We start from the raw sequence: 19,881 nt of genomic DNA, 5'->3' as shown, positions 1-19,881 counted from the left end.
CTAAAAAGTTCTCATTGGTGCTGACTTTTGCTAAAGGAAGATTTTAAATAAAAAGCTATCAAAATACTCCCAAAGCTCTATACAAACAAACTCTCCAAATCCTCTTGTGTCATTTGTGTTATGATGTTTTCCTCATTGGTATTCTCGTCCATTACATTTTTAATCATTTCTCTCTTCTTTTGCTGTAGATTATATATTTTTTCTTCAATGGTACCTTTTGCAAGAAGCTTTATCACTTCTACAGTTTTGTGCTGCCCAATTCTGTGTGCTCTATCCGTGGCTTGATCTTGCACAGCTGGGTTCCACCAGGGGTCAAAGTGTATTACAATGTCTGCTCCGGTTAAATTAAGTCCGGTTCCTCCAGCTTTTAAAGAGATTAAGAATACATCTGCATCCCCCTCATTAAATTCCTTAACCAGTTCCATTCTATGTTCACTTTTAGTGTTTCCATCCAAATACATATATTTTATATTCTTTTTATCAAATCTAGTTCTTATATTTTTAAGCACAGAAGTAAATTGTGAAAATAATAGTATCCTATGCCCTTGCCCTACGCTATCTTCTAAAATCTCATCTAAGGCTTCCATTTTTCCATTGTCACCTACATAATCTTCTATAAATACAGATGGATCACAGCATATTTGTCTGAGTCTTGTTAAAATAGAGAGTATTTTTATCTTACTCTTACTAAAACCATTCTCTCTTATTTCTTCATCAATGTCATTCTTAGCTTTATCAAGATATGCAGCATAAAGCTTTTTTTGCTGCTCTGTCATATCCACCACCAGCTTATGTTCTATTTTAGGAGGCAATTCTTTAATAACATCTTTTTTAAATCTTCTTAAAATAAAGGGCTTTATGTGCCTGTTTAATTCCATTAATGCAGTTTTATCGTTATTTTTTATAATTGGCGATTCATATAACTTTGTAAATTTAGCATGGGTAAGCAAATAACCTGGCATAATAAAATCAAAAATGGACCAAAGTTCCGTTAAAGAGTTTTCAATTGGTGTACCCGTAAGTGCAAAATACCCCTTTGCCTTAATTTCCTTTACAGAAGTAGCATTTATAGAAAGGGGATTTTTTATTTGTTGTGCTTCATCTAAAATGCAGTAATTAAAACTGATTTCCTTATATTCTTCTATATCACGTCTAATAAGGGGATAGGAAGTAATCACCACATCACAATTTTTTATCTCATTCATCAGTTCTTCTCGTTGTTTCTTAGAACCGGATATTACTACTGCATTAAGTTCCGGGGCAAATTTTTCTATCTCACTCTGCCAATTATATACCAGTGAAGTAGGAGCTATAACTACTGATGGCTTACCTCCCTTTTCTGATAATAGAAAGGCTATGGCCTCAAGTGTTTTACCAAGACCCATTTCGTCTGCAAGTATACCGCCAAATCCGTACTCAGCTAAGGTTTTAAACCATTTAAAACCTGTTTTCTGATAGTTACGCATAATGTTATCCAGTGATTCTGGAACTACATAATCCATATCTTGTACATCACGTACATTATTGGTAAGTTCTCTAAAATTCTTACTCCTCTTTAAATAATCCATTTCTTTATCTTTGATCTTTTGATCAAGATATAGGGCATTATATTTGGAAATTAGTATCTTTTCTTTGCTTAAATCCTTATCTTTTATGCCTAAGAAGTCAATCATCTCACCAAGGTCTTCTACCGCTTTATCTTCAAGAGATACAAAGCCCCCATCTTTAAGTCTGTGATATTTTTTCTTCTCTCTCAAAGCACTGAAAATATCTTTAAGTTCCTCTCTACTCACCCCTTCAAATTCAAAAGAAAACTCTAATAAATTATCCTCATTGAGCTTTATTCCACCTTTTAAGCTTGACCTTCCATAAACCTTAATATTTTTAAAGCTTTCTGAATAATATACTTCGGAAAATTCCTGCAGCTTATTCATTCCATCTGTAAGAAAGCTCACCATATTCTTTTCATTTTTCATCACATAAGTGCTCTGCTCTTCTTCAAACCCAAAACTTTTAAGTATGCCCTCACAGTTTTCTTCTCTTTTGATATCCCGAATCAGTATCTTTTCAGTCTTTTGACTCTCCACTTTTTCTAGTGGACTTATATCTATTTCGCCATAGTTAAACTTTATTGAAGCCGTTATAATTTCATCTTTTTTATCTAGGTAAACCTTAATAATAAGAGGTGCTTCGTAAAAATTCTCATTAATATTCTTGTCAAAAGCAACCTCCTCCGACACAGCTTTAAGCTTAGGTAAAAGATAAGAGGCTATCTTTTCCCCTTCCTTCTTACTGAAAACTACCTTTTGGCCTTTATTGCTTAGTATTAATTTGTAGATAGGAACATACATAGAGCACTGATCTTTTGGAGGAAGGTATACGTTGTCCCCATACCAAAAAATTTTATAAGACTTATCTAAAGGTTTTGGTAGCTCACCTAATTGGATAAGTTCTATAGCTTCATTTTTCATACCCATTTTAAACTTTAAAGGCATAATACCTTCTATTATATTTGTAGCCACGCATTCCGTTTTATTAACCATCACAGCAATTGTTCTTTCTTTTGCTAATCTAAAAAATTTATATAGTACCTTATCTGTTAAGAAAAGCTTTTTTCCTGTGAACATTGAATTATTATATGAGTTATAATGGTCATAGGAATTAGTACGTTCTCCCTCTATATCTCTTATTTCCATGAACATTTCCATTATTTGCGCGTCAACTGCATTAAATTTATGTAAATTTGGCTCATATGTAAAACCCTTTCCAAACTCAACAACTTCCTCTTTCATTAATGAACTTAGAAAATTCCTCATATTTTTTATAACATAATTTTTTTCAAGTCCTAGTTTAAGTTCGACATAAGGCCTTTCATAAGATGTGCACTCAAAAAACTTAATTTCTAAATTAAGTTCTCTTTTATAATCATCACTAATTTGCGCAACTTCTTTAAGCTCTTCAAGTAATAAGTCAATATCAGATTTTTTTAAAGCTTCACTTAAATTATTTTGATAATCTTTACTATATTTTAAAAGCACCGCTGCAATATGTTTACAAAGAATCTGACCTCCATTATCTACTGCTTCTTGATATTCCTCGCAATTGCACCTTATCTGTACCTGATTGGACTTATTATCCCAGTTAATATGAACGCAATTGCTATTAAACCCGTTGAAGGAAATTACATTGGTGGAAATACTCAATTGTTTAATATCTTTTTTGCCTTGCATTGTATTTTCTTTTATTTCTAGCGCTTCAACATAACCGCCCTCATAATATTGCTTTGCTCTTTTAAATGTAATATCATCTGCCCATTCTCTTATCTGCGTTTCCGCTATTCTCACAATTTGTTCCTCCGTTAATTTTATTTACAAGTGCATTATAATTAATATTATTATACCTCAATAATTTACTACCATCAAAGAAATAAAATTAGCAGTAAAAATAATGGATAGGCGCTGTAAGTTATATCTTCAATTTGTTATTAATATAATTTCATTAAATTCGAATATATGTTCTCATTATGGTAATAATATTTGGTAGTTACAATGAATCATGTTTTGATAAAAGCAGAAGTGATATAGATGTTATGATATTATTAATTAGAGAACTTCAATGGGAAGAGGAAATGGAAATCGAAGATTTTCTGCAAACTATTCTTCCGAATTACTTTAATCACAAGGATATACATTACACCTTCGTTAGCGATTTCATCTATCCATTTCTACCGATAATTTTATTCCAAATAAGTCCGGGCCAGAAATAGTAGATTTATCAAGTACTTTTGGCTTTATCTCTGCAAAGGATTCTAAAAAATTACAAGGTATTCTTAAACTAAGAAACAGATATACACATGACTATTATCAAAGAAAATTAGCAAGAAAAAGAATTTTAGAAATATGTAAAACTGAAATGATAACTTTAGATATGTTCTTAGATGTATCTGCGGAAAAAATAACCCTAGTATTAAATGAGAATATTGAAAAGTATAGGCACTAACACTGTCAAGCTGTATATTTGTAACGCTAATGAAGCTGATTTTACATATTATCATTCACCAAAGATAAAAATTTGCCTTCTAAAATTTTAAAATAAAAAAAGCTATTAAAATGTGTATTACATTTTAATAGCTTTTATAAATATCTTCTAATTTTTTTATAAAATCGCCTTTAGCCTTATCCTCCATCCTTACATATACTATAAAACGGTCCAGCAAGTCCATCAGTCAACAACTCCATATCAGACCAAAATTGTTTTATTTTATTTGATTTAAATTTCGAATTAATATAAAATGCTTGCTCGAACAGTTCATTAAATATTTTTAGTTGCTCTATATTATTCAAATGAAATTTCACCACCCGTATATCAATATTTATTTCAACAAAAACACACCTACAATTTAAACTTACTTGAGTTTATTGTTATATATTGTTTATTTAACAATTATACCTGAATAACGGCTTTATCATATAAATTATCAATTAAAATTTTTATAAATCCCTCATGATATCCATATTTGCATCCTGGACAATTCACTCAATTGAAAAATATAGATAATATGTTATAATTTTATTATAGGTGTATATATTCTAAAACAAGTTGCATACAACAATGTATGATAAAGTAATATAGGGGGTATCGTTATGGAAAATAATGTATATGAAATGAAGACAAATGCAGAGCTTAAAGAGTTGGCAAAACTACAATTAACGGGTAAGTGGGGAAAGAGTGCTTTATTGACACTAATATATTTCGTAATAGGAATTTTACCCGGGCAGCTTCTGCTATCTAAATTCAACTTTTCATCTTTAACAACATCTTTAGTTGACATTGTATTGATTGCACCCGTAACAATAGGTGTTTCATTTTGCTATCTTAAATTGATAAGAGAAACAAATTATAATGTAATTGATATATTAAATGGTTTTAAGTATTTTATAACAGGGGTAGTAGTGTATGGAATAGTCGATAGTACGAATATCCTCAGTGCGTTAGTATCAAATATAATTACAGTTAATGTTGTTACTGAACAATTTCTAAGCCTTGTATTTGGTTTACTGAGTATTTTTTTGTATTTAATGTTTTCTATGGTATATTACATTTTAATAGATAATCCCCAAATAGGTGTAATAGGTGCTTTAACTGGTGGTCTAAAATTAATACATGGACAAATTGGTCGTTTATTTATTTTACAGTTGAGCTTTTTAGGTTGGATATTACTAGCAATTTTAAGTCTTGGTATAGGTATGTTGTGGTTATTGCCTTATATCGAAGTAACAACTGCTAACTTGTATTTAGACTTGAAAAATCGAGAAGCTAATAAAAGTACATTATACTACAGTAAATAGTATTGAATAAATCTACATAACCGTTTTCATGTTTTCCGTTCCATCAACCTTTATTCTGTAAATAGACGTCATAATTGGCTGTGCAACATCTTCATATTTAAGATAATAAATGTAGTTTCCAGAATAATTTATTTTATAACAAGTATCATCGCTAATTTTTCTATAATTATATTCTTCTATATTTATTTTACCATCATAATACGCCTTATCAATAGCCTGTAATTTTTTTTCTTTAATCATTTTATTATTTGATTTTCTCCAGGTAATGGTTAACTGAACTACGCAAGATAAGCATCAAAAAAATAATCACCGATAGCTACTTCAGCCACTGATGCTCACTCTAAATTCCAACTAACTAATTTACTGTTTTTTTCCCAAGTCACAGTCTTAGCGTGGTGTGAATCGACCCACTTACTACTTGCTCAAATTAAAATGCTTCTTCTACCTTGATACAAATTTCTTACAAGAAATAACCTGTTCCCATTTCACTTCCCATAATGTGGCTTGGATTGATTGGTCTTCTTTTTTACCAGACCATGATTCATCTACTATTATGCCTTCCGTATCAAAAATCCTCTCCCAACTCCTATACAGTTTAGTCTTAAATTGATCTAATATGCTTGAAGTTTCAACTGTTCCTTGTAAATCAGCATGACAGAATCCATAGCTTTCAAGTTCTTTGTAGAAATTATCATATTCGACTTCAGTTTCAGTGATGTACCCATAGTTTAAAACACCATTGAAGTCTAAAAAGTCCGCTAACAAAATATCCTTGGGATCTACTTCTAACTCTATACGTACTCCACTTGTTCCTTTAGGTAAGTGTGATGAATTCCTTAAATCTGGTTTCTTCTTGCTAGTACCACTCCATTGATACCATGACCAGATTGGGTATTTTAACTCTTTTGAAGGTGGTGAACCTATTCTTTTCTTCATTTGATCTACTATCCATTTGTAATGAAAAACCATATCTTCATAAATGAAGGTTTCATCAGCTCTAAGTGTTCCCATATCTTTGAATTTTTCATATGCAGCAAGTGTCTGTATTGTCCATAGTTTCATATAATCACTCCCTAAATCATCATCTTCGATATTGCAATATTTATATTATCATTTTCCATAATAAACTTTTAATCTCCTTGGTTCATCACTTAATTTTCAATTGTATTTTTACGACGAAAAACTACCTAATTACTTAAGCAGTTTCACTCGCTGACTTTCACCAAGTTTTTTCTATTTTTTCTAAGCCCCTTAACTTTACATCTGAAATGTCGTTAAAGACCTTATCCTCTTAAGCTCTTGCCATAATACTTTGAGGTAAATTTCTAGGTTTTTTATATTCAAGCACTTCGAATATGGTATTATTACCCCTTTTATTAAATCTACTATATCTAATGGTGCTTTACAATACATACCTGTATTTTCATCTTCACGAAGTTTATACATTCTTGAATTATATACTATTTCTAATGCTTGTTCAAATGTAATATTTAATTGTTTTCCTAATTCTGTTACTATTTCAAACCATGTTGATACATCAATTACTGTTGCCTTCATACACATTCTCCCTGAAAATAAATAAAAATAAACTCCGCATATAAAAAAATGCAAAGTTTATTTTTATGATGAGCTAGAGCAACAGATATTGTCCGTTACACTACCAATATCTGAAAGGTGCCTGTCACCTTTCAAAAATTGGAAATGGATTTTCAGTTTTTGGTGCAAATTAATAAAAAAGACTGTATCATTTAGCTTTAAAACTAAGTGATACAGTCTTTCTTTAAATTATATGGTGCCGGAGGCGGGAATCGAACCCGCACGATATTACTATACATTATACCTAATTTACAAATTAACTATTTCATCTAAAGATAGTACCCATTTATATAAATCTGACATAGCTTCTACAATTTCAAAACTTATTTCTAATGTTCCATCTTTTGAAACATATTCTTTTTCTAAAATTGTTCCACTATCATCATTGTAGTTACATTCAAATCCTTTTGGCAAATTGCTGAAATCATAATGAGCTCCAAAAGAGATATAACAATTACCATTACTTTGTATACAGTCATATTTTTTAGACTCACTGTCCTCTTCAACTTCATAAAACACACCATTAATAGTACCATGACCACCTGGAGCCACTCCTAGTTCGCTTAAATCATTAAATATATGACCACTACAACAAAACGAAGTTTTATAACCTTTTCTATTCAATTGCGATATTGCTAATGCAATAGTTTCATCTACCTCAAAATATTCATTTTCATCGTAATTTGAACGAGAATTGTAATTGCAAATTTCCCATGTTTGCTTGTTAATATAAGCCATTTTTAATATTCCCCCTTCCTAAATTTTGATTTTAATGTTTTGGATTATTCTCATAGTTTATCTTAAAAATTCTTTTCATATTATAACATGTTATTCCATAGTTTTCTCTAGCTTATTTCATTACGGTTCACAATTAAGGGGAATGTCTAGCAAGACTTACTATCTAATTTTCTTGCTGCACAATTTTATAATAAGTCTTGGCTGTAAGTCTATAAACTACAGCGTATAACACTGCAAAGATTGCAACAGTGCCAGCTATTGCAAGTATTAATGTACTGGTACTAAATAGACCAAACAAAGATAATAGTTTAGATACAACGTTGAAAGCAACGGCAATGTGGATTACTGCTACTGCTAGTGGAAGGAAAAACACCATAAGTATTTGCTTGTTTATAGTATTTTTAACCTCTTTCTTGCTCATACCTACCTTTTGCATGATTTTAAATCTTTCGCTATCATCATAACCTTCAGAAATTTGCTTATAGTAAATTATTAAAACTGTTCCCATTGTAAATAATAGTCCTAGAAAACATCCAATAAATATGAACCCACCATTAAATATATAAAATTCTTCTCTATCTGTATAAATGCTTTGAAAATTACTGTCTTTCATAGCATTTATATGGCTTTTTAATGAATCACAGAATTTTATAGTATCCTCTTTAGTACCATCAATATCAAATGCAATACTAGCATTAGCATTTACTAATTCATTGGCATTTTTTTCTTCATAGGTATCCTTTAAGGCATTCGTATCCTTAACTATAATTCTATATTCATCTATTAAGTTATTTTTATTTTTATTCGCTATCTTTATTTTATTAAGTTTGCCTTTAACTTTAAACTCTTTACCACTTATAACAATAGAATCATAATTAAATTCCTTACCAACTGAAAAGATGAGTACTTCATTATCTTTTAGAGCTACAGCTTTACCTTCCATTTTGTTATAATCTTCTAAGGTATAAAGATGTAAACTTTTTATATCACTCATAACAGATACATCGGCTTTAGCAATTTTGAATGAATTTTCATTTTGAAATGTCATTAATTCTTTATCATCAAGTTCTACTTGGTTTTTTAGTGTTACACCACTCTTCTCCGCTTCTTCTTTTATCATATTTGCTACTCTATCCTTTTCTTTAGCTGTTGCATTTCCTATAGATATTGCTACATCTAATGGATAGCTAATTTTCAAGCTGCTTTCTTGTCCAGCATATAAAGCAACAGTTGTTGATATTGTTAGTAATACCGCTGTACTTAAAATGCAAATATTAGCCAAACCTACAGCATTCTGTTTCATACGATAAATCATTCCAGATACTGAAACAAAATTCTTTGTTTTGTAGAAAAACTTCTTATTTTTCTTTAACATCTTCAAAAGCGCTATACTTCCTGCTGTAAAAGTACTATAGGTTCCAGCAATAACTAAAATTACTGCTATAAAAAATATATCAAATACTTTTAATGGTGATTCTATATACATAGCAAGGCCATACCCAATAGCTAATTCAATAACACCAGAAATAGCTAATATCCAAGATGTCTTTGGCTCTTTTTCCCCCTTTTGCCCACCTTTTAGTAATTCAATAGGATTTGTAAGCTTAACTTGTAGAAGATTTCCTATTAAAATAGCTACAAAAATCATACTAAATAATTCTATGGTTTGTATTATTGCTGGCACTGATAGTGAAAATGAAGATGATATAGTAATATCCAGTTTCATTAAATTTATTAATATTAAAAACATTAATTTTCCAACTATAATTCCACCTAAAATACCTAAAACTAAGCTAATAGTAGCTACTATTACGGTTTCAATAGAAAGAACCTTGGCAATATGCTTTTTTTCCATTCCAAGCACATTATAAAGCCCTATTTCCTTCTTTCTTCTCTTTATTAAGAAACTATTAGTATAAAATAGAAATACTATAGAAAATAATGCAATGACGTTAACTGCAAATTTCAGAATCATTTTTAATGAATCTGCACCTTTAATCTTATCTAATCCTTCATTTAATACTATACAATCCATGGTGTAAAACATGATAATTGCACTTATACAAGCCAATATATATGGCAAATAAGTTTTGCTATTTTTCTTTAAATTAGTCTTAGCAAATTTGAAATAAAAGGAACTATTCATTTTCGCCACCGCCTGTAGTTAACAGAGTTAGGGTATTTGAAATCTTTTGATACATTTCATCATTACTCATAGCTCCACGATAAATTTGATTAAAGATCTTTCCATCCTTTATAAAAAGTACACGACTAGCATGGCTTGCAGCTATTGTACTATGTGTAACCATAACAATAGTTTGACCAGATCTATTTATAGCTGAGAATAATTTCAGAATCTCGCCTGCGGACTTTGAATCTAATGAACCCGTTGGCTCATCTGCAAGAACTAATTTTGGATTTGTAATAATAGCTCTGGTTATTGCTGCTCTTTGCTTCTCTCCTCCTGATACTTCATAAGGATATTTTTCTAATATATCTTTGATTCCTAGCTTATTTGCAATAGGTTGTAATCTGCTCTCCATTTCCTTATAGTCTTTTCCTGATAACACAAGCGGCAGGAATATATTATCCTTTAAAGAGAAGGTATCAAGTAAATTAAAATCTTGAAACACATAACCTAAATGATTTCTACGGAAGGCAGATATTTCACTTTCCTTTATGTTAACAATATTTTTCCCTTCTAATAAAACTTCTCCACTTGTAGGTTTATCAAGTGATGCCAATATATTAAGCAATGTAGTTTTACCTGATCCTGATTCCCCCATAATAGCTATATATTCACCAGCTTCTACTGAAAATGAAACATCATCTAAAGCCTCAACCTTATTACCCCCAAATCTTGTTGAATATATCTTCTTTAAATTTTTAACTTCTACTAATACCATATTGACCCCTCCAATTTTTACTTCAGGAAATTGATTTATGCTATTTCCTAACTTACAAATTAATTATATAAAAAAAAGGAATGTTCTGCCTTAACTTAAGCTTACACTTCCTTCTTTAACCTTACATTTATGTAAGGTTAGTCCTTACCTCTTTTGTAAGACTAGTCTATATATATTTTATCTGTAGAAAAATCAATAGCTACCTTTGTTCCTTTTCCTATTTCTGAGGTCATAGATATTTTATGGGACAGTCTTGTAATAATTTCCTTACATAAATATAATCCTATTCCCGTTGATTTCTTGTCCATTCTGCCATTATATCCTGTAAAACCTCTTTCAAAAACCCTTGGAATATCTTCAGAGGCTATTCCTATGCCAGTATCCTCAATTATTAAGGTTTTCTCTAAATCCCCCTCTATATAAATAGAAATGCTGCCGCTTTTTGTATACTTTAATGCATTAGATAAAATTTGTTCTAGCACAAAGGTAATCCATTTTTCATCAGTTATTACCTTGCAATCAAACTCCTTCAAATTTAGTGAAATCTTCTTATAAATGAAAGTAGCCGCATATTTCTTCACGGTTTGGCAAGCGACTTCATGGAGTGAATATAGCTCTAATTTTAAGTCAGAGGACAAATTCTCCAGCCTTATATAATGCAATACCATCTCTACATATTGTTCAATTTTAAATAGCTCCTGCTCCATAAGTTTTTTTTCCGTGCCTGCCTGCATAGACTGAATAATCATAGAAAAAGCAGCAATAGGTGTCTTTATTTGATGTGCCCACATTGTATAATAATCAACCATCTCACTTAATTTATTGTCAGTGTTATATATTAATGTTGATTTTTCCTTATATACAGTTGTAATAATACTCTGGTAATCTTTTTCTATTAAGGTCTTAGCCTTTGGTAGCTTACCTAGTTCAAATTGTATCCCACTGAGAATATCTTGAAGAATCATATGCTTATCATAATATACCTTAAAATCATAAAGACTAAATAAAAAAGCTAATGTAGCTGATAGTAAGGTTGCATATAAAATAGGCTCTACAGTCAAATGATATAAAGAATATACACTAAAAAATATCATTATAAAAATTAAAAATTCAATAACTGTTTTCATTTTCTCCTTGCAATAGGAAATTGCAATAGTCCAAATATATCTTTTTTCCATCTTAATCACCCACTATATATCCTATGCCTTTTTTTGTCCTAATAAAATCCTTAAGCCCTATATCCTCCAGCCTTTTTCGAAGCCTAGTGACATTAACCGTTAAAGTATTATCATCAATAAAACTATCACTTTCCCACAGCTTCCTCATAATATCATCACGGGAAACAACCTTGTCTTTGTTTTCTAAAAGAATCTGTAATATCTTGAACTCATTTTTACTTAAATCCAGCTTATCATTCTTATAGGTAAGAGTCAGCTCTCCTAAATTAAGAACAGCTCCATCACTTTCTAAAATGTTTACTTGTCCTTGAAAAGAATATGTCCTCCTGAGTAGGGCCTGTATCTTTGCAACTATTACATTTAGATCAAAAGGCTTAGCAATAAAATCATCAGCTCCCATATTAATAGCCATAATCAAATTCATATTATCACTGGCGGAAGACGCAAAAATTATTGGAATCCTTGATATTTTCCTAATTTCCACGCACCAGTGAAAGCCATTATAAAAAGGCAAGGTAATATCCAAAATCACCAACTGCGGATCATATTTTATAAATTCATCTATAACATTATTAAAATCAGAAATAATTTCTGCCTCGTAACCCCATTTGCACAATTGATTCTTTAATATACTTGATATAGTTGGGTCATCTTCTACAATCAATATTTTATACATATTCATCACCCTTTGCCATTTTTTATACATGCCTTTACTATACTAAATGTCATATGTATTTCAGTCAAGTTTTCCCATTAATTAAATCACATTTTGGCTAGTAACCCTAATGGTGAATTCCAGTTGATTTTTCCAGAAATCTTTACTAAGTATTTTTTATTATTTCCACTGTCCACTTGACAGGGATCAAGTTCAGTTGTAATTGAGTTACTTTCACTTTGAGGCTATTCCACAAATTTTATAAAAATTGAATGTAATATTTACCTTAAATCGTATATTTATTTTTTAACCCAATTTAAGGTAATAATGGTATAATTAAATAAATCATTTGTGACGCAACTGTATATTATTGCGACATATGTATTTTTTATAAAACAAACCAATAAATCGGAATTTGTAAGACTGATAAATTATTAAAGAAGGTGTATTATTATGGATATATTAATAACTGATAGGTTAATAATTCGCCCAATTGCGGAGCAGGATCGCTCTGATATATGTGAATACGGATGTGATGAGGATACGGGAAAATATATGATTTATTGGCCTAAATCCAAAGAGAATATCAGAAAGTTTATCGATCAATGTACTACTTCTATGAATTCTAATACAGTTACTTGGTATGAATTTACAATTCAATTGAAGGAAAACAACAAAGTTATTGGTAACATTTCGTTAGAGATAAAGGAAAATTTTGCAGAAATTGGTTGGATATCTAATAAGGCATATTGGAACAATGGTTATATGTCGGAAGCGGTTAGAGAAATCATTAAATATGCATTTCATAAATTAAACATTACTAAGATTATGTCAACTTGCACTAATAAAAATAGAGCATCCTACAGAGTTATGGAAAAGTGCGGTATGACTAAAATCAAAGAGGAAAAGAACTATAAATCCATCAAGCAGGGAATTGAAGTAGAATATGATAAACTAACTTATTGTATTGAAAGATAGAGATAAACCCCAATTTATAGAGATGAATAAAATTGGCATATTTTTAGCTTTACTTATGTCGAATTCTTCTTATTAGACGTCACAAACAATAAAAGTTTGTGGTGTTTTTACTTGTGACGACTTAGGAAAATATACTGAGACAAAAATTGGGAATATCCTAATCTTTGTTTTCATGTTATATTATGGTACAATCAAGACGGAATCGTAAAACAGTGTGTATTAACGTTTAAATTCGGGGAGGGAAATGTTATGGAAACATTAATTACTAATAGATTGATATTAAGAGAGTGGAAAGAAAATGATAGCACGGATCTATATGAATATGCTAAAAGTGAGTTAGTCGGTCCTAACGCTGGTTGGCCACCACATAAAAGTGAAGAAGAAAGCAAAGAAATAGTAACTATGTTCATTGAAAATAATGAAACATATGCTATAGTTTTGAAATCAGAAAACAAAGTTATTGGTGGTATAGGACTTCATAATAGAAAACCTGATGACAGCCTTTCTCACTTAAAACAAAAGGAAATAGGATATGTTCTTAATCCTAAATATTGGGGGAAAGAAATTATTCCAGAGGCTGTAAATTGCTTAATTGAGTATGGATTTAATAAATTAAATTTGGATTTAATTTGGTGTGGACATTTTGATTTCAATCAAAATTCTAAAAGAGTTAATGAAAAATGCGGATTTAAATATAGATTTCAAAAAACTGAGAGATTAAAACTATTAGATAACAAAGAAGTTATCACCTTATATTATAATATTTTTAAATCTGAATATCTTAATTAATTATCTTTAACATAATGAATAGTTTTCTTAAACTTCGTCACAACTGAATTTTAATGCGTCATAGCAATGGGATTACCATAAATTTTAGTATTGAATATTTACTTAAGGACTAAGGAGAATGGGAGTGGGAGAAATATCATGATATTATCGAGTAAAAATGAAATTGACTTTTTTTCATGCTTGGACAAGCTAGGCTTAAAAGAAAGAATTAATAAAGACAAATCAGTATTAATTAAAGTGAATTTAGCACGTCCTTATTCAAAAAATCATCCAAGAACAGATGGTAAAATACTTTCTAACGTAATAGAGTATATATATTTAAATCAAGGTAACTGCACTATTGCTGAAAGTGCAAATGGATATTTAAGAGAGAATTTAGAGCAATTAGGTTTAGAGGAAATCATAAATAAGTATAATGTAGGAGTCTTAGATTTAGATTTTGAAGATGTAGAAGAAGTTACTATAGATGACGAGAAGCATTATATCCCAAAATGCTTTAGAGACTTCGGAGTAAGAGTCGCTATTCCAGCTACATCAAAGCGTCCTGAAATGATTTTTTCAAATAACGTTAAACTATTTGTAGGTGCAGTACCAAGGCGTATGTACCAAATAGATGGCAACCATATTGCCCCGCGACCTCGTATACATATTGACCTTCATAAATCTGTTGCAAATCTTTTTTGTGCAATTCAACATTATGCTTCTTTTGATTTCTTTATAAATGGAGGTTTAGCAATGGATGAAAATAGAGGAGAGTTTACATATAAGGAAAACTTAGTAGGTAACGATGGAATCGAACTTGATTTATATGTTCTATATAATTTATTTAGTTATCTTGAAAAACCAGAATACTTGAAAAGGCTTGAAAGTATGTAACTACTTATTTCGTAACCTTCGTAACGGACGACATAAGTAGTAAACCCATATCAATTAAGATGTGGGTTTTTAATATATCAATTTTATATTGATATTTAACAGGGGATAAATGTATAATGGTTATATATGGTTAATGTGGAATAGTAAAATATGATAATTAATACACCAAGGAGGTAGAAAAACAATGAAACTTACGCACAGTTGTATTGTTACTGAAAATGTAAAAAAATTAAGTGATTTTTATAAAGCGGTATTACAGATTGAACCACAGTCCTATGGAGATGATTATGTTGAATTTCCAACTGATGGAGGAGTTCTTTCTTTGTTCAGTTTTAAAGCACATGAAGAACTTGCAAAAGGTTCAACAATACCATCGTCAAATAGATGTCTTGAACTTGAATTTAACGTAGATAATGTAGATAATGATTTTGCCCGTTTAGAACAATTGAATATAGCGATAGTAAAACCACTTACGACACAGCCATGGGGAAATCGTTCATTCTATTTTAGAGACCCAGATGGCAATTTAATAAATTTTTATACTCGCACAAGATAGCAATTACTTTAATAAACTAATACACAATTTTCAATTTAGACGTCACAAACAATAAAAGTTTGTGGCATTTTTAGTTGTGACGACTTAGGTAAATATGCTGACATGAAGAATAGGATATATCTATTATTTATATTTATGATAAATTATTGTATTATTAAGACTGAATCGTAGTATTATACGCAATAAATGTATTAAGGAGTAGATAATTATGAGTGAGATTTTTGATATTTATTATAATGACATTGATATCATCAAGAACCTTTGGGAAAAGAACAGGTTGTATCATGAGGATAGTTCAGAATACTTTAAAGAATCATATCGCTCCATTAGCTTTGATGAAAAAATAAAGGCTTTCTCTATGTTTAATAAAGATACAATGAAAATAACTGTGGCTAAAAACAATGATAAATATATAGGATATTGTATATCAACCATAGTGGATGGAACGGGAGAGCTTCAATCACTGCATGTTGGTAAGAGTAATCGAGGTAATGGAGTTGGGAGGCAACTTGCATCCAAACACATAGAATGGATGAAGGAAATGGATTGTAAAGTGATTGGAGTAACTGTGTCCCAGGAGAATGAATCAACGATATGTTTTTATAAGGTGTTAGGATTTTATCCTAACACCTTATATATGCAACAAAAATAGAAAAGTTATAAATGAATTATTTATAAAAATACCTTATTATTCTGAAAATTGAATTTTACGGTGTTTTTATTATGTACGATTGATTTAAATTATGATTCTTCACAATGTTCATATTAGACGTCACAAACAATAAAAGTTAGTGGCGTTTTTACTTGTGACGACTTAGGCTGATATGCTGAAGCAAACTGATATTAAAGGAACTATACAATATCCTACAATTACAACTGGTAAAGTGACACAAATATTGCACAAAACAGGCTCTACAATCATAAGGACTGATAACCTTGTTTATACTACAAATCTTGTAACAGAAACAAGGACATTGGCTGATGGCAGTACATTGGTGTATAAATATCATTTAGACACGTTACAAACGGAGGTGATTTAGTATGTTAAATATGATATACAATTTAATATTAGCAGCCGACGACTTTAAATATAGGGCTGTAATATCCAAAGCCACCGCAACTTTAGCGCAAATAAAAAGTACAACAACTAATTTTGCTAATGCCTGTGCTATTATAGCAGATACCGACTTTGTATATGTTGGAGGTTATTCCCCTAACGCGGTTAGAAAATACGAAAAAGAAAATATGATACTAGTTAGTGTAAGCCCTAATTACGGCAATCAATGCGGCTCAATATGTCAAGACGACCTATATCTTTATGCAGGTATGGGAGGCTCTATTGCAAAACTCCTCAAAACTACTATGGCCTTAGTTGCTTCTAGCCCTACATTTGTAGGCAATGGCAATGGCAGAACTTATGGGTATGTAAGAATAATTTAGAAGGGAGGTGATATTTTATGCCTAAGTACAAATTAAATATATTTTCTAATGTAGGCACTCAATAGGGTGTTTTTATTTTGCATTTTTACTAAACAAGTGGATATCTCTAATCTTTATATTTATGCTATAATATGGTATTATTAAGTAGCAATTGTAAAATATTATAAACTAAGACTAAACCTAAAGGGGAGAACAATTTGAATAAAACAGATTCAAATAAATTTTTAACGTTTTTAAAAATATTTTGTTATATGTTTAGTCTGACATTTGTATTCAGCATAATGGTTAATTTAATTTTCAATCATCTAAATAGAGATATTAGTTCAACTATTTGGTTTACTTTCACATTTTCTATTTGTTATAGTTTCTTTAACATCGAGAAGTATACAAAATATTCCACGAAGGTTATGTGTGAAGAAATAACAAATAAAGATATAATAACTGAAATACAAAAAATAATGAAAAAGCTGCATTGGTCCATGGTAAAAAATGATAGTGGGCAGATAATTTTTAAATCCTCTGTATTTAGAACATTATGGAGGGAGTATTTAGTAGTAAGTATAAATGAAAATGGTTTGGAATTAGTAGGTTCTAAATACTTTGTAGAAAAGTTAACAAAAAAAATAAAGTTATAAAAGATGTGTTTGCTTAATTAATTCACACTCTTCTTATAGTATGCAGATGTGATCTATTGTGAATCAAACATTATTTATACATGATGGGGGAGAAGAACAATATGAGAATAGAAACAAACCGTATAATAATTCGAGATTTTGAGCGAAAAGACGCAGAAAACCTTTATCAGATTGTCAGAGAGAAAAACATTTTTCGATTTATGCCTGATTGGGCAGAAAATAATGATTCGCCAAAAGCCTTTTTGGAGTATATTGATTGGCACCAAACTCAAAAAGATTCAACAGATGTTTATGAGAATAAAAGATATGCAATTGCATTACCTGATACAGATGAAATGATTGGAATGGTAGGTATGGGTCTTGAAGATACAGTAAATGAAGTTGAAGTAGCCTATTTTATGTCGGTAAAATATCAGAGAAATGGGTACGCAAAAGAAGCTGTAAATGCTTTAGTGGGTTGGTGTTTCAATGTATCAGATATAAAGTATCTTATATTGACGATTGATTGTGCAAACATTCCTTCTTGTCACCTTGCTGAGAAATGCGGTTTTGAATTATTTGAAAAACGAACACCAATTAAACACAAACAACCCAACATGGAAAGCGATAGCTATTTCTATTACAGAAGATACAGAAATTTAGCGTAACTATTAGTATATTTAATACACAATATTCCTAAGTGACGACATGGTAGAATTTTACGAAGTAACAGACTACTAATAAAAAAATTTAATACTCCCAATATCTAATGATAATAAATATAAGGAGTGAAGATAAAATATGCATAATCTTATATCTGCCTTCCCGTTATATAACTTTTTAAAATATTGTAATACCAGTTCCTCTGAAAAAATTATTCTTGATTGTGGTGCTGGTGGTTCTAATCCACCACTTTCTTTATTTTATGAGTTTGGATATAAAACTTATGGTATTGAAATATCCGAACAACAATTAGAAAATTCAATTACATTTTGTGAGGAACATAATACAGATTTAAATATTATACATGGTGATATGAAAAAAATCCCTTTTGATAATGAGTTTTTTAGTTTTCTGTTTTCTTATAATACATCTGTTCATATGAAGAAACAGGATTTTTTACTTGCGTTATCAGAGTTCTACCGAGTATTAAAATATGGAGGTCTATGTTATGTGAATTTTTTAAGTGAAGAGTGTGATTCCTATGGGAAAGGCATACAGGAAAGTAAAGGCGAGTTCATACAAATTGAAGATAATGAAAAAGTGCTTTATTGCCACTATAAGGATAGTGAAATTGAACAATTCTTTGGGAAATTTGAAGTTATCTATAAGGAGAACCGAGTAATTAAAAGAGAAATAGAAAATAAAGAATATATTTCTGCATATTTTGATTATATATTAATGAAAAAGTCATCTTCGCAATATTAAAATTAGACATCACAAACAATAAAAGTTAGTGGCGTTTTTACTTGTGACGACTTAGGCAGAAACGGCGAAACAAATGAATGATTTAAAAACCTCTGTCGATAATGGGAAAAATGGCGTTTACTCTGCTATTGTCGGCAAAAAAATAACACCTGCGAGTAAGGATTTTTCGGCACTTGTAGCAGGAGTAAACGCAATTAAGCAAGGTCAGGGTGATGCTACAGAGGATAACGTATTGAGTGGTTCAACATTTACCAATGCTGATGGAATTTTAAGAATTGGTAATATACCTCGTATGACAAATAGTAATTTGATGTATACTTAATTATTATTTGTTATAACTAATAAAATTTAAGAAAAGAGGTTATGTAATGAAAAAAACTGTATTATTTGTTATTTTGGATAAGTATGCTGATTGGGAAGCTGCTTATGTATCTTCGCTAATTCTTGCATTGGGTCAAGAGGTATATTCTATAAAAACTGTTTCCTTGACGAAAGATAGTATTAAATCACTAGGTGGATTTACTGTTATACCAGATTATGATATTAAATCTGCTCCAACTGATTTTGAAGGCTTAGTTTTAATTGGTGGAATGTCATGGAGAACTGAGGAAGCTCAGCAGGTTAAGGCTTTAGTAGAAAACGCTCTGAATAACAAAAAAGTTTTAGGTGCTATAATCTGTACCCTTTGTCAAGGACAATTTAAAAAAACTTATATTAAATTAAGGAGATGATTTCTGTATTGAACAGGAGTCATCTTTTCTAAATCCCATTGATATCTA

At 30.4% G+C, this 19,881-nt stretch carries 24 protein-coding genes; 14 read left to right on the top strand and 10 right to left on the bottom strand.

Going from position 1 to position 19,881, the window contains the following annotated elements; translation table 11 throughout:
* Positions 1–77 precede the first annotated feature (77 nt).
* Positions 78–3,344 carry a DEAD/DEAH box helicase gene (locus KPL50_RS24010; protein ID WP_309245212.1) on the bottom strand — a complete coding sequence of 1,089 codons (3,267 nt, stop codon included), beginning with the start codon at positions 3,342–3,344 and terminating at the stop codon, positions 78–80.
* Positions 3,345–3,523: 179 nt separating this feature from the next.
* On the opposite strand from KPL50_RS24010, the gene KPL50_RS24005 reads away from it, so the two are divergent.
* Positions 3,524–3,766, top strand: a complete 243-nt coding sequence (locus KPL50_RS24005) for a nucleotidyltransferase domain-containing protein (RefSeq protein ID WP_216301024.1) — start codon at positions 3,524–3,526, stop codon at positions 3,764–3,766.
* 409 nt (positions 3,767–4,175) lie between these two features.
* On the opposite strand, the gene KPL50_RS24000 is transcribed toward KPL50_RS24005, so the two are convergent.
* Positions 4,176–4,343, bottom strand: coding sequence for a hypothetical protein (locus KPL50_RS24000; protein ID WP_216301023.1), 168 nt, complete (start codon positions 4,341–4,343; stop codon positions 4,176–4,178).
* Positions 4,344–4,643: 300 nt separating this feature from the next.
* Here KPL50_RS24000 and KPL50_RS23995 point away from each other — a divergent pair, with 300 nt between their 5' ends.
* Positions 4,644–5,348: a DUF975 family protein gene (locus KPL50_RS23995; RefSeq protein WP_216301022.1), complete on the top strand. Its 705-nt coding sequence runs from the start codon at positions 4,644–4,646 to the stop codon at positions 5,346–5,348.
* Between the two features lie 12 nt (positions 5,349–5,360).
* On the opposite strand, the gene KPL50_RS23990 is transcribed toward KPL50_RS23995, so the two are convergent.
* From KPL50_RS23990 to KPL50_RS23955, 8 genes are all read right to left on the bottom strand, one after another.
* Positions 5,361–5,588 carry a DUF5050 domain-containing protein gene (locus tag KPL50_RS23990; RefSeq protein WP_216301021.1) on the bottom strand — a complete coding sequence of 76 codons (228 nt, stop codon included), beginning with the start codon at positions 5,586–5,588 and terminating at the stop codon, positions 5,361–5,363.
* 201 nt (positions 5,589–5,789) lie between these two features.
* Positions 5,790–6,410, bottom strand: coding sequence for a DUF3841 domain-containing protein (locus KPL50_RS23985; protein ID WP_216301020.1), 621 nt, complete (start codon positions 6,408–6,410; stop codon positions 5,790–5,792).
* Positions 6,411–6,605: 195 nt separating this feature from the next.
* Positions 6,606–6,905, bottom strand: a complete 300-nt coding sequence (locus KPL50_RS23980; protein ID WP_216301019.1) for a hypothetical protein — start codon at positions 6,903–6,905, stop codon at positions 6,606–6,608.
* Positions 6,906–7,193: 288 nt separating this feature from the next.
* A complete protein-coding gene (locus tag KPL50_RS23975) occupies positions 7,194–7,682 on the bottom strand; it encodes a hypothetical protein (protein WP_216301018.1) in 489 nt (162 codons plus the stop codon).
* 163 nt (positions 7,683–7,845) lie between these two features.
* Positions 7,846–9,828: an ABC transporter permease gene (locus KPL50_RS23970; protein WP_216301017.1), complete on the bottom strand. Its 1,983-nt coding sequence runs from the start codon at positions 9,826–9,828 to the stop codon at positions 7,846–7,848.
* Positions 9,821–10,588, bottom strand: coding sequence for an ABC transporter ATP-binding protein (locus KPL50_RS23965; RefSeq protein ID WP_216301016.1), 768 nt, complete (start codon positions 10,586–10,588; stop codon positions 9,821–9,823). The genes KPL50_RS23970 and KPL50_RS23965 overlap by 8 nt, the downstream gene beginning before the upstream one ends.
* Before the next feature lie 161 nt (positions 10,589–10,749).
* Entirely contained in the window at positions 10,750–11,766 is a 1,017-nt protein-coding gene (locus tag KPL50_RS23960; RefSeq protein ID WP_216301015.1) for a HAMP domain-containing sensor histidine kinase, read from the bottom strand.
* 1 nt (position 11,767) lies between these two features.
* On the bottom strand, positions 11,768–12,442 hold the full coding sequence (locus tag KPL50_RS23955) for a response regulator transcription factor (RefSeq protein WP_216301014.1): 675 nt from the start codon (positions 12,440–12,442) through the stop codon (positions 11,768–11,770).
* 432 nt (positions 12,443–12,874) lie between these two features.
* On the opposite strand from KPL50_RS23955, the gene KPL50_RS23950 reads away from it, so the two are divergent.
* The 12 genes from KPL50_RS23950 to KPL50_RS23895 all read left to right on the top strand — a co-directional run bounded on the left by KPL50_RS23950 (position 12,875) and on the right by KPL50_RS23895 (position 19,833).
* Positions 12,875–13,399, top strand: coding sequence for a GNAT family N-acetyltransferase (locus KPL50_RS23950; RefSeq protein WP_253200791.1), 525 nt, complete (start codon positions 12,875–12,877; stop codon positions 13,397–13,399).
* A gap of 249 nt (positions 13,400–13,648) precedes the next feature.
* Positions 13,649–14,188, top strand: coding sequence for a GNAT family N-acetyltransferase (locus KPL50_RS23945; protein WP_216301013.1), 540 nt, complete (start codon positions 13,649–13,651; stop codon positions 14,186–14,188).
* 138 nt (positions 14,189–14,326) lie between these two features.
* Entirely contained in the window at positions 14,327–15,064 is a 738-nt protein-coding gene (locus KPL50_RS23940; RefSeq protein ID WP_216301012.1) for a DUF362 domain-containing protein, read from the top strand.
* A 184-nt stretch (positions 15,065–15,248) separates the two neighbouring features.
* Complete coding sequence (locus KPL50_RS23935) at positions 15,249–15,620, top strand: VOC family protein (protein ID WP_216301011.1); 372 nt, start codon at positions 15,249–15,251, stop codon at positions 15,618–15,620.
* A 208-nt stretch (positions 15,621–15,828) separates the two neighbouring features.
* The gene (locus KPL50_RS23930; protein ID WP_216301010.1) at positions 15,829–16,272 is read left to right on the top strand and encodes a GNAT family N-acetyltransferase; all 444 of its coding nucleotides are present in this window, start codon (positions 15,829–15,831) and stop codon (positions 16,270–16,272) included.
* Between the two features lie 172 nt (positions 16,273–16,444).
* Positions 16,445–16,660, top strand: coding sequence for a hypothetical protein (locus KPL50_RS23925; protein ID WP_216301009.1), 216 nt, complete (start codon positions 16,445–16,447; stop codon positions 16,658–16,660).
* Between the two features lies 1 nt (position 16,661).
* Positions 16,662–17,060: a hypothetical protein gene (locus KPL50_RS23920; RefSeq protein ID WP_216301008.1), complete on the top strand. Its 399-nt coding sequence runs from the start codon at positions 16,662–16,664 to the stop codon at positions 17,058–17,060.
* A gap of 197 nt (positions 17,061–17,257) precedes the next feature.
* Positions 17,258–17,695 carry a hypothetical protein gene (locus tag KPL50_RS23915; RefSeq protein WP_216301007.1) on the top strand — a complete coding sequence of 146 codons (438 nt, stop codon included), beginning with the start codon at positions 17,258–17,260 and terminating at the stop codon, positions 17,693–17,695.
* An 80-nt stretch (positions 17,696–17,775) separates the two neighbouring features.
* Positions 17,776–18,342, top strand: coding sequence for a GNAT family N-acetyltransferase (locus KPL50_RS23910; RefSeq protein WP_253200790.1), 567 nt, complete (start codon positions 17,776–17,778; stop codon positions 18,340–18,342).
* A 133-nt stretch (positions 18,343–18,475) separates the two neighbouring features.
* On the top strand, positions 18,476–19,102 hold the full coding sequence (locus KPL50_RS23905) for a class I SAM-dependent methyltransferase (protein ID WP_216301006.1): 627 nt from the start codon (positions 18,476–18,478) through the stop codon (positions 19,100–19,102).
* Positions 19,103–19,175: 73 nt separating this feature from the next.
* A complete protein-coding gene (locus tag KPL50_RS23900) occupies positions 19,176–19,424 on the top strand; it encodes a hypothetical protein (RefSeq protein ID WP_216301005.1) in 249 nt (82 codons plus the stop codon).
* Between the two features lie 46 nt (positions 19,425–19,470).
* Positions 19,471–19,833, top strand: a complete 363-nt coding sequence (locus KPL50_RS23895; protein ID WP_253200789.1) for a DJ-1/PfpI family protein — start codon at positions 19,471–19,473, stop codon at positions 19,831–19,833.
* The last annotated feature ends 48 nt before the right edge of the window (positions 19,834–19,881 follow it).

Source organism: Clostridium sp. CF012 (genome assembly GCF_018861755.1).
Taxonomy (GTDB): Bacteria; Bacillota; Clostridia; order Clostridiales; family Clostridiaceae; genus Clostridium_AD.
Note: the sequence above shows the minus strand (reverse complement) of the source record. Positions and strands in the feature narration are given on the sequence as shown.

Bases quoted from the DNA above. Each gene is read 5' to 3' on its own strand.
- KPL50_RS24005 (WP_216301024.1), top strand. From the start codon at position 3,524: ATGGTAATAATATTTGGTAGTTACAATGAATCATGTTTTGATAAAAGC.
- KPL50_RS23995 (WP_216301022.1), top strand. From the start codon at position 4,644: ATGGAAAATAATGTATATGAAATGAAGACAAATGCAGAGCTTAAAGAG.
- KPL50_RS23990 (WP_216301021.1), bottom strand. From the start codon at position 5,588: ATGATTAAAGAAAAAAAATTACAGGCTATTGATAAGGCGTATTATGAT.
- KPL50_RS23985 (WP_216301020.1), bottom strand. From the start codon at position 6,410: ATGAAACTATGGACAATACAGACACTTGCTGCATATGAAAAATTCAAA.
- KPL50_RS23980 (WP_216301019.1), bottom strand. From the start codon at position 6,905: ATGAAGGCAACAGTAATTGATGTATCAACATGGTTTGAAATAGTAACA.
- KPL50_RS23975 (WP_216301018.1), bottom strand. From the start codon at position 7,682: ATGGCTTATATTAACAAGCAAACATGGGAAATTTGCAATTACAATTCT.
- KPL50_RS23970 (WP_216301017.1), bottom strand. From the start codon at position 9,828: ATGAATAGTTCCTTTTATTTCAAATTTGCTAAGACTAATTTAAAGAAA.
- KPL50_RS23965 (WP_216301016.1), bottom strand. From the start codon at position 10,588: ATGGTATTAGTAGAAGTTAAAAATTTAAAGAAGATATATTCAACAAGA.
- KPL50_RS23960 (WP_216301015.1), bottom strand. From the start codon at position 11,766: ATGGAAAAAAGATATATTTGGACTATTGCAATTTCCTATTGCAAGGAG.
- KPL50_RS23955 (WP_216301014.1), bottom strand. From the start codon at position 12,442: ATGTATAAAATATTGATTGTAGAAGATGACCCAACTATATCAAGTATA.
- KPL50_RS23950 (WP_253200791.1), top strand. From the start codon at position 12,875: ATGGATATATTAATAACTGATAGGTTAATAATTCGCCCAATTGCGGAG.
- KPL50_RS23945 (WP_216301013.1), top strand. From the start codon at position 13,649: ATGGAAACATTAATTACTAATAGATTGATATTAAGAGAGTGGAAAGAA.
- KPL50_RS23940 (WP_216301012.1), top strand. From the start codon at position 14,327: ATGATATTATCGAGTAAAAATGAAATTGACTTTTTTTCATGCTTGGAC.
- KPL50_RS23935 (WP_216301011.1), top strand. From the start codon at position 15,249: ATGAAACTTACGCACAGTTGTATTGTTACTGAAAATGTAAAAAAATTA.
- KPL50_RS23930 (WP_216301010.1), top strand. From the start codon at position 15,829: ATGAGTGAGATTTTTGATATTTATTATAATGACATTGATATCATCAAG.
- KPL50_RS23925 (WP_216301009.1), top strand. From the start codon at position 16,445: ATGCTGAAGCAAACTGATATTAAAGGAACTATACAATATCCTACAATT.
- KPL50_RS23920 (WP_216301008.1), top strand. From the start codon at position 16,662: ATGTTAAATATGATATACAATTTAATATTAGCAGCCGACGACTTTAAA.
- KPL50_RS23910 (WP_253200790.1), top strand. From the start codon at position 17,776: ATGATGGGGGAGAAGAACAATATGAGAATAGAAACAAACCGTATAATA.
- KPL50_RS23905 (WP_216301006.1), top strand. From the start codon at position 18,476: ATGCATAATCTTATATCTGCCTTCCCGTTATATAACTTTTTAAAATAT.
- KPL50_RS23900 (WP_216301005.1), top strand. From the start codon at position 19,176: ATGAATGATTTAAAAACCTCTGTCGATAATGGGAAAAATGGCGTTTAC.
- KPL50_RS23895 (WP_253200789.1), top strand. From the start codon at position 19,471: ATGAAAAAAACTGTATTATTTGTTATTTTGGATAAGTATGCTGATTGG.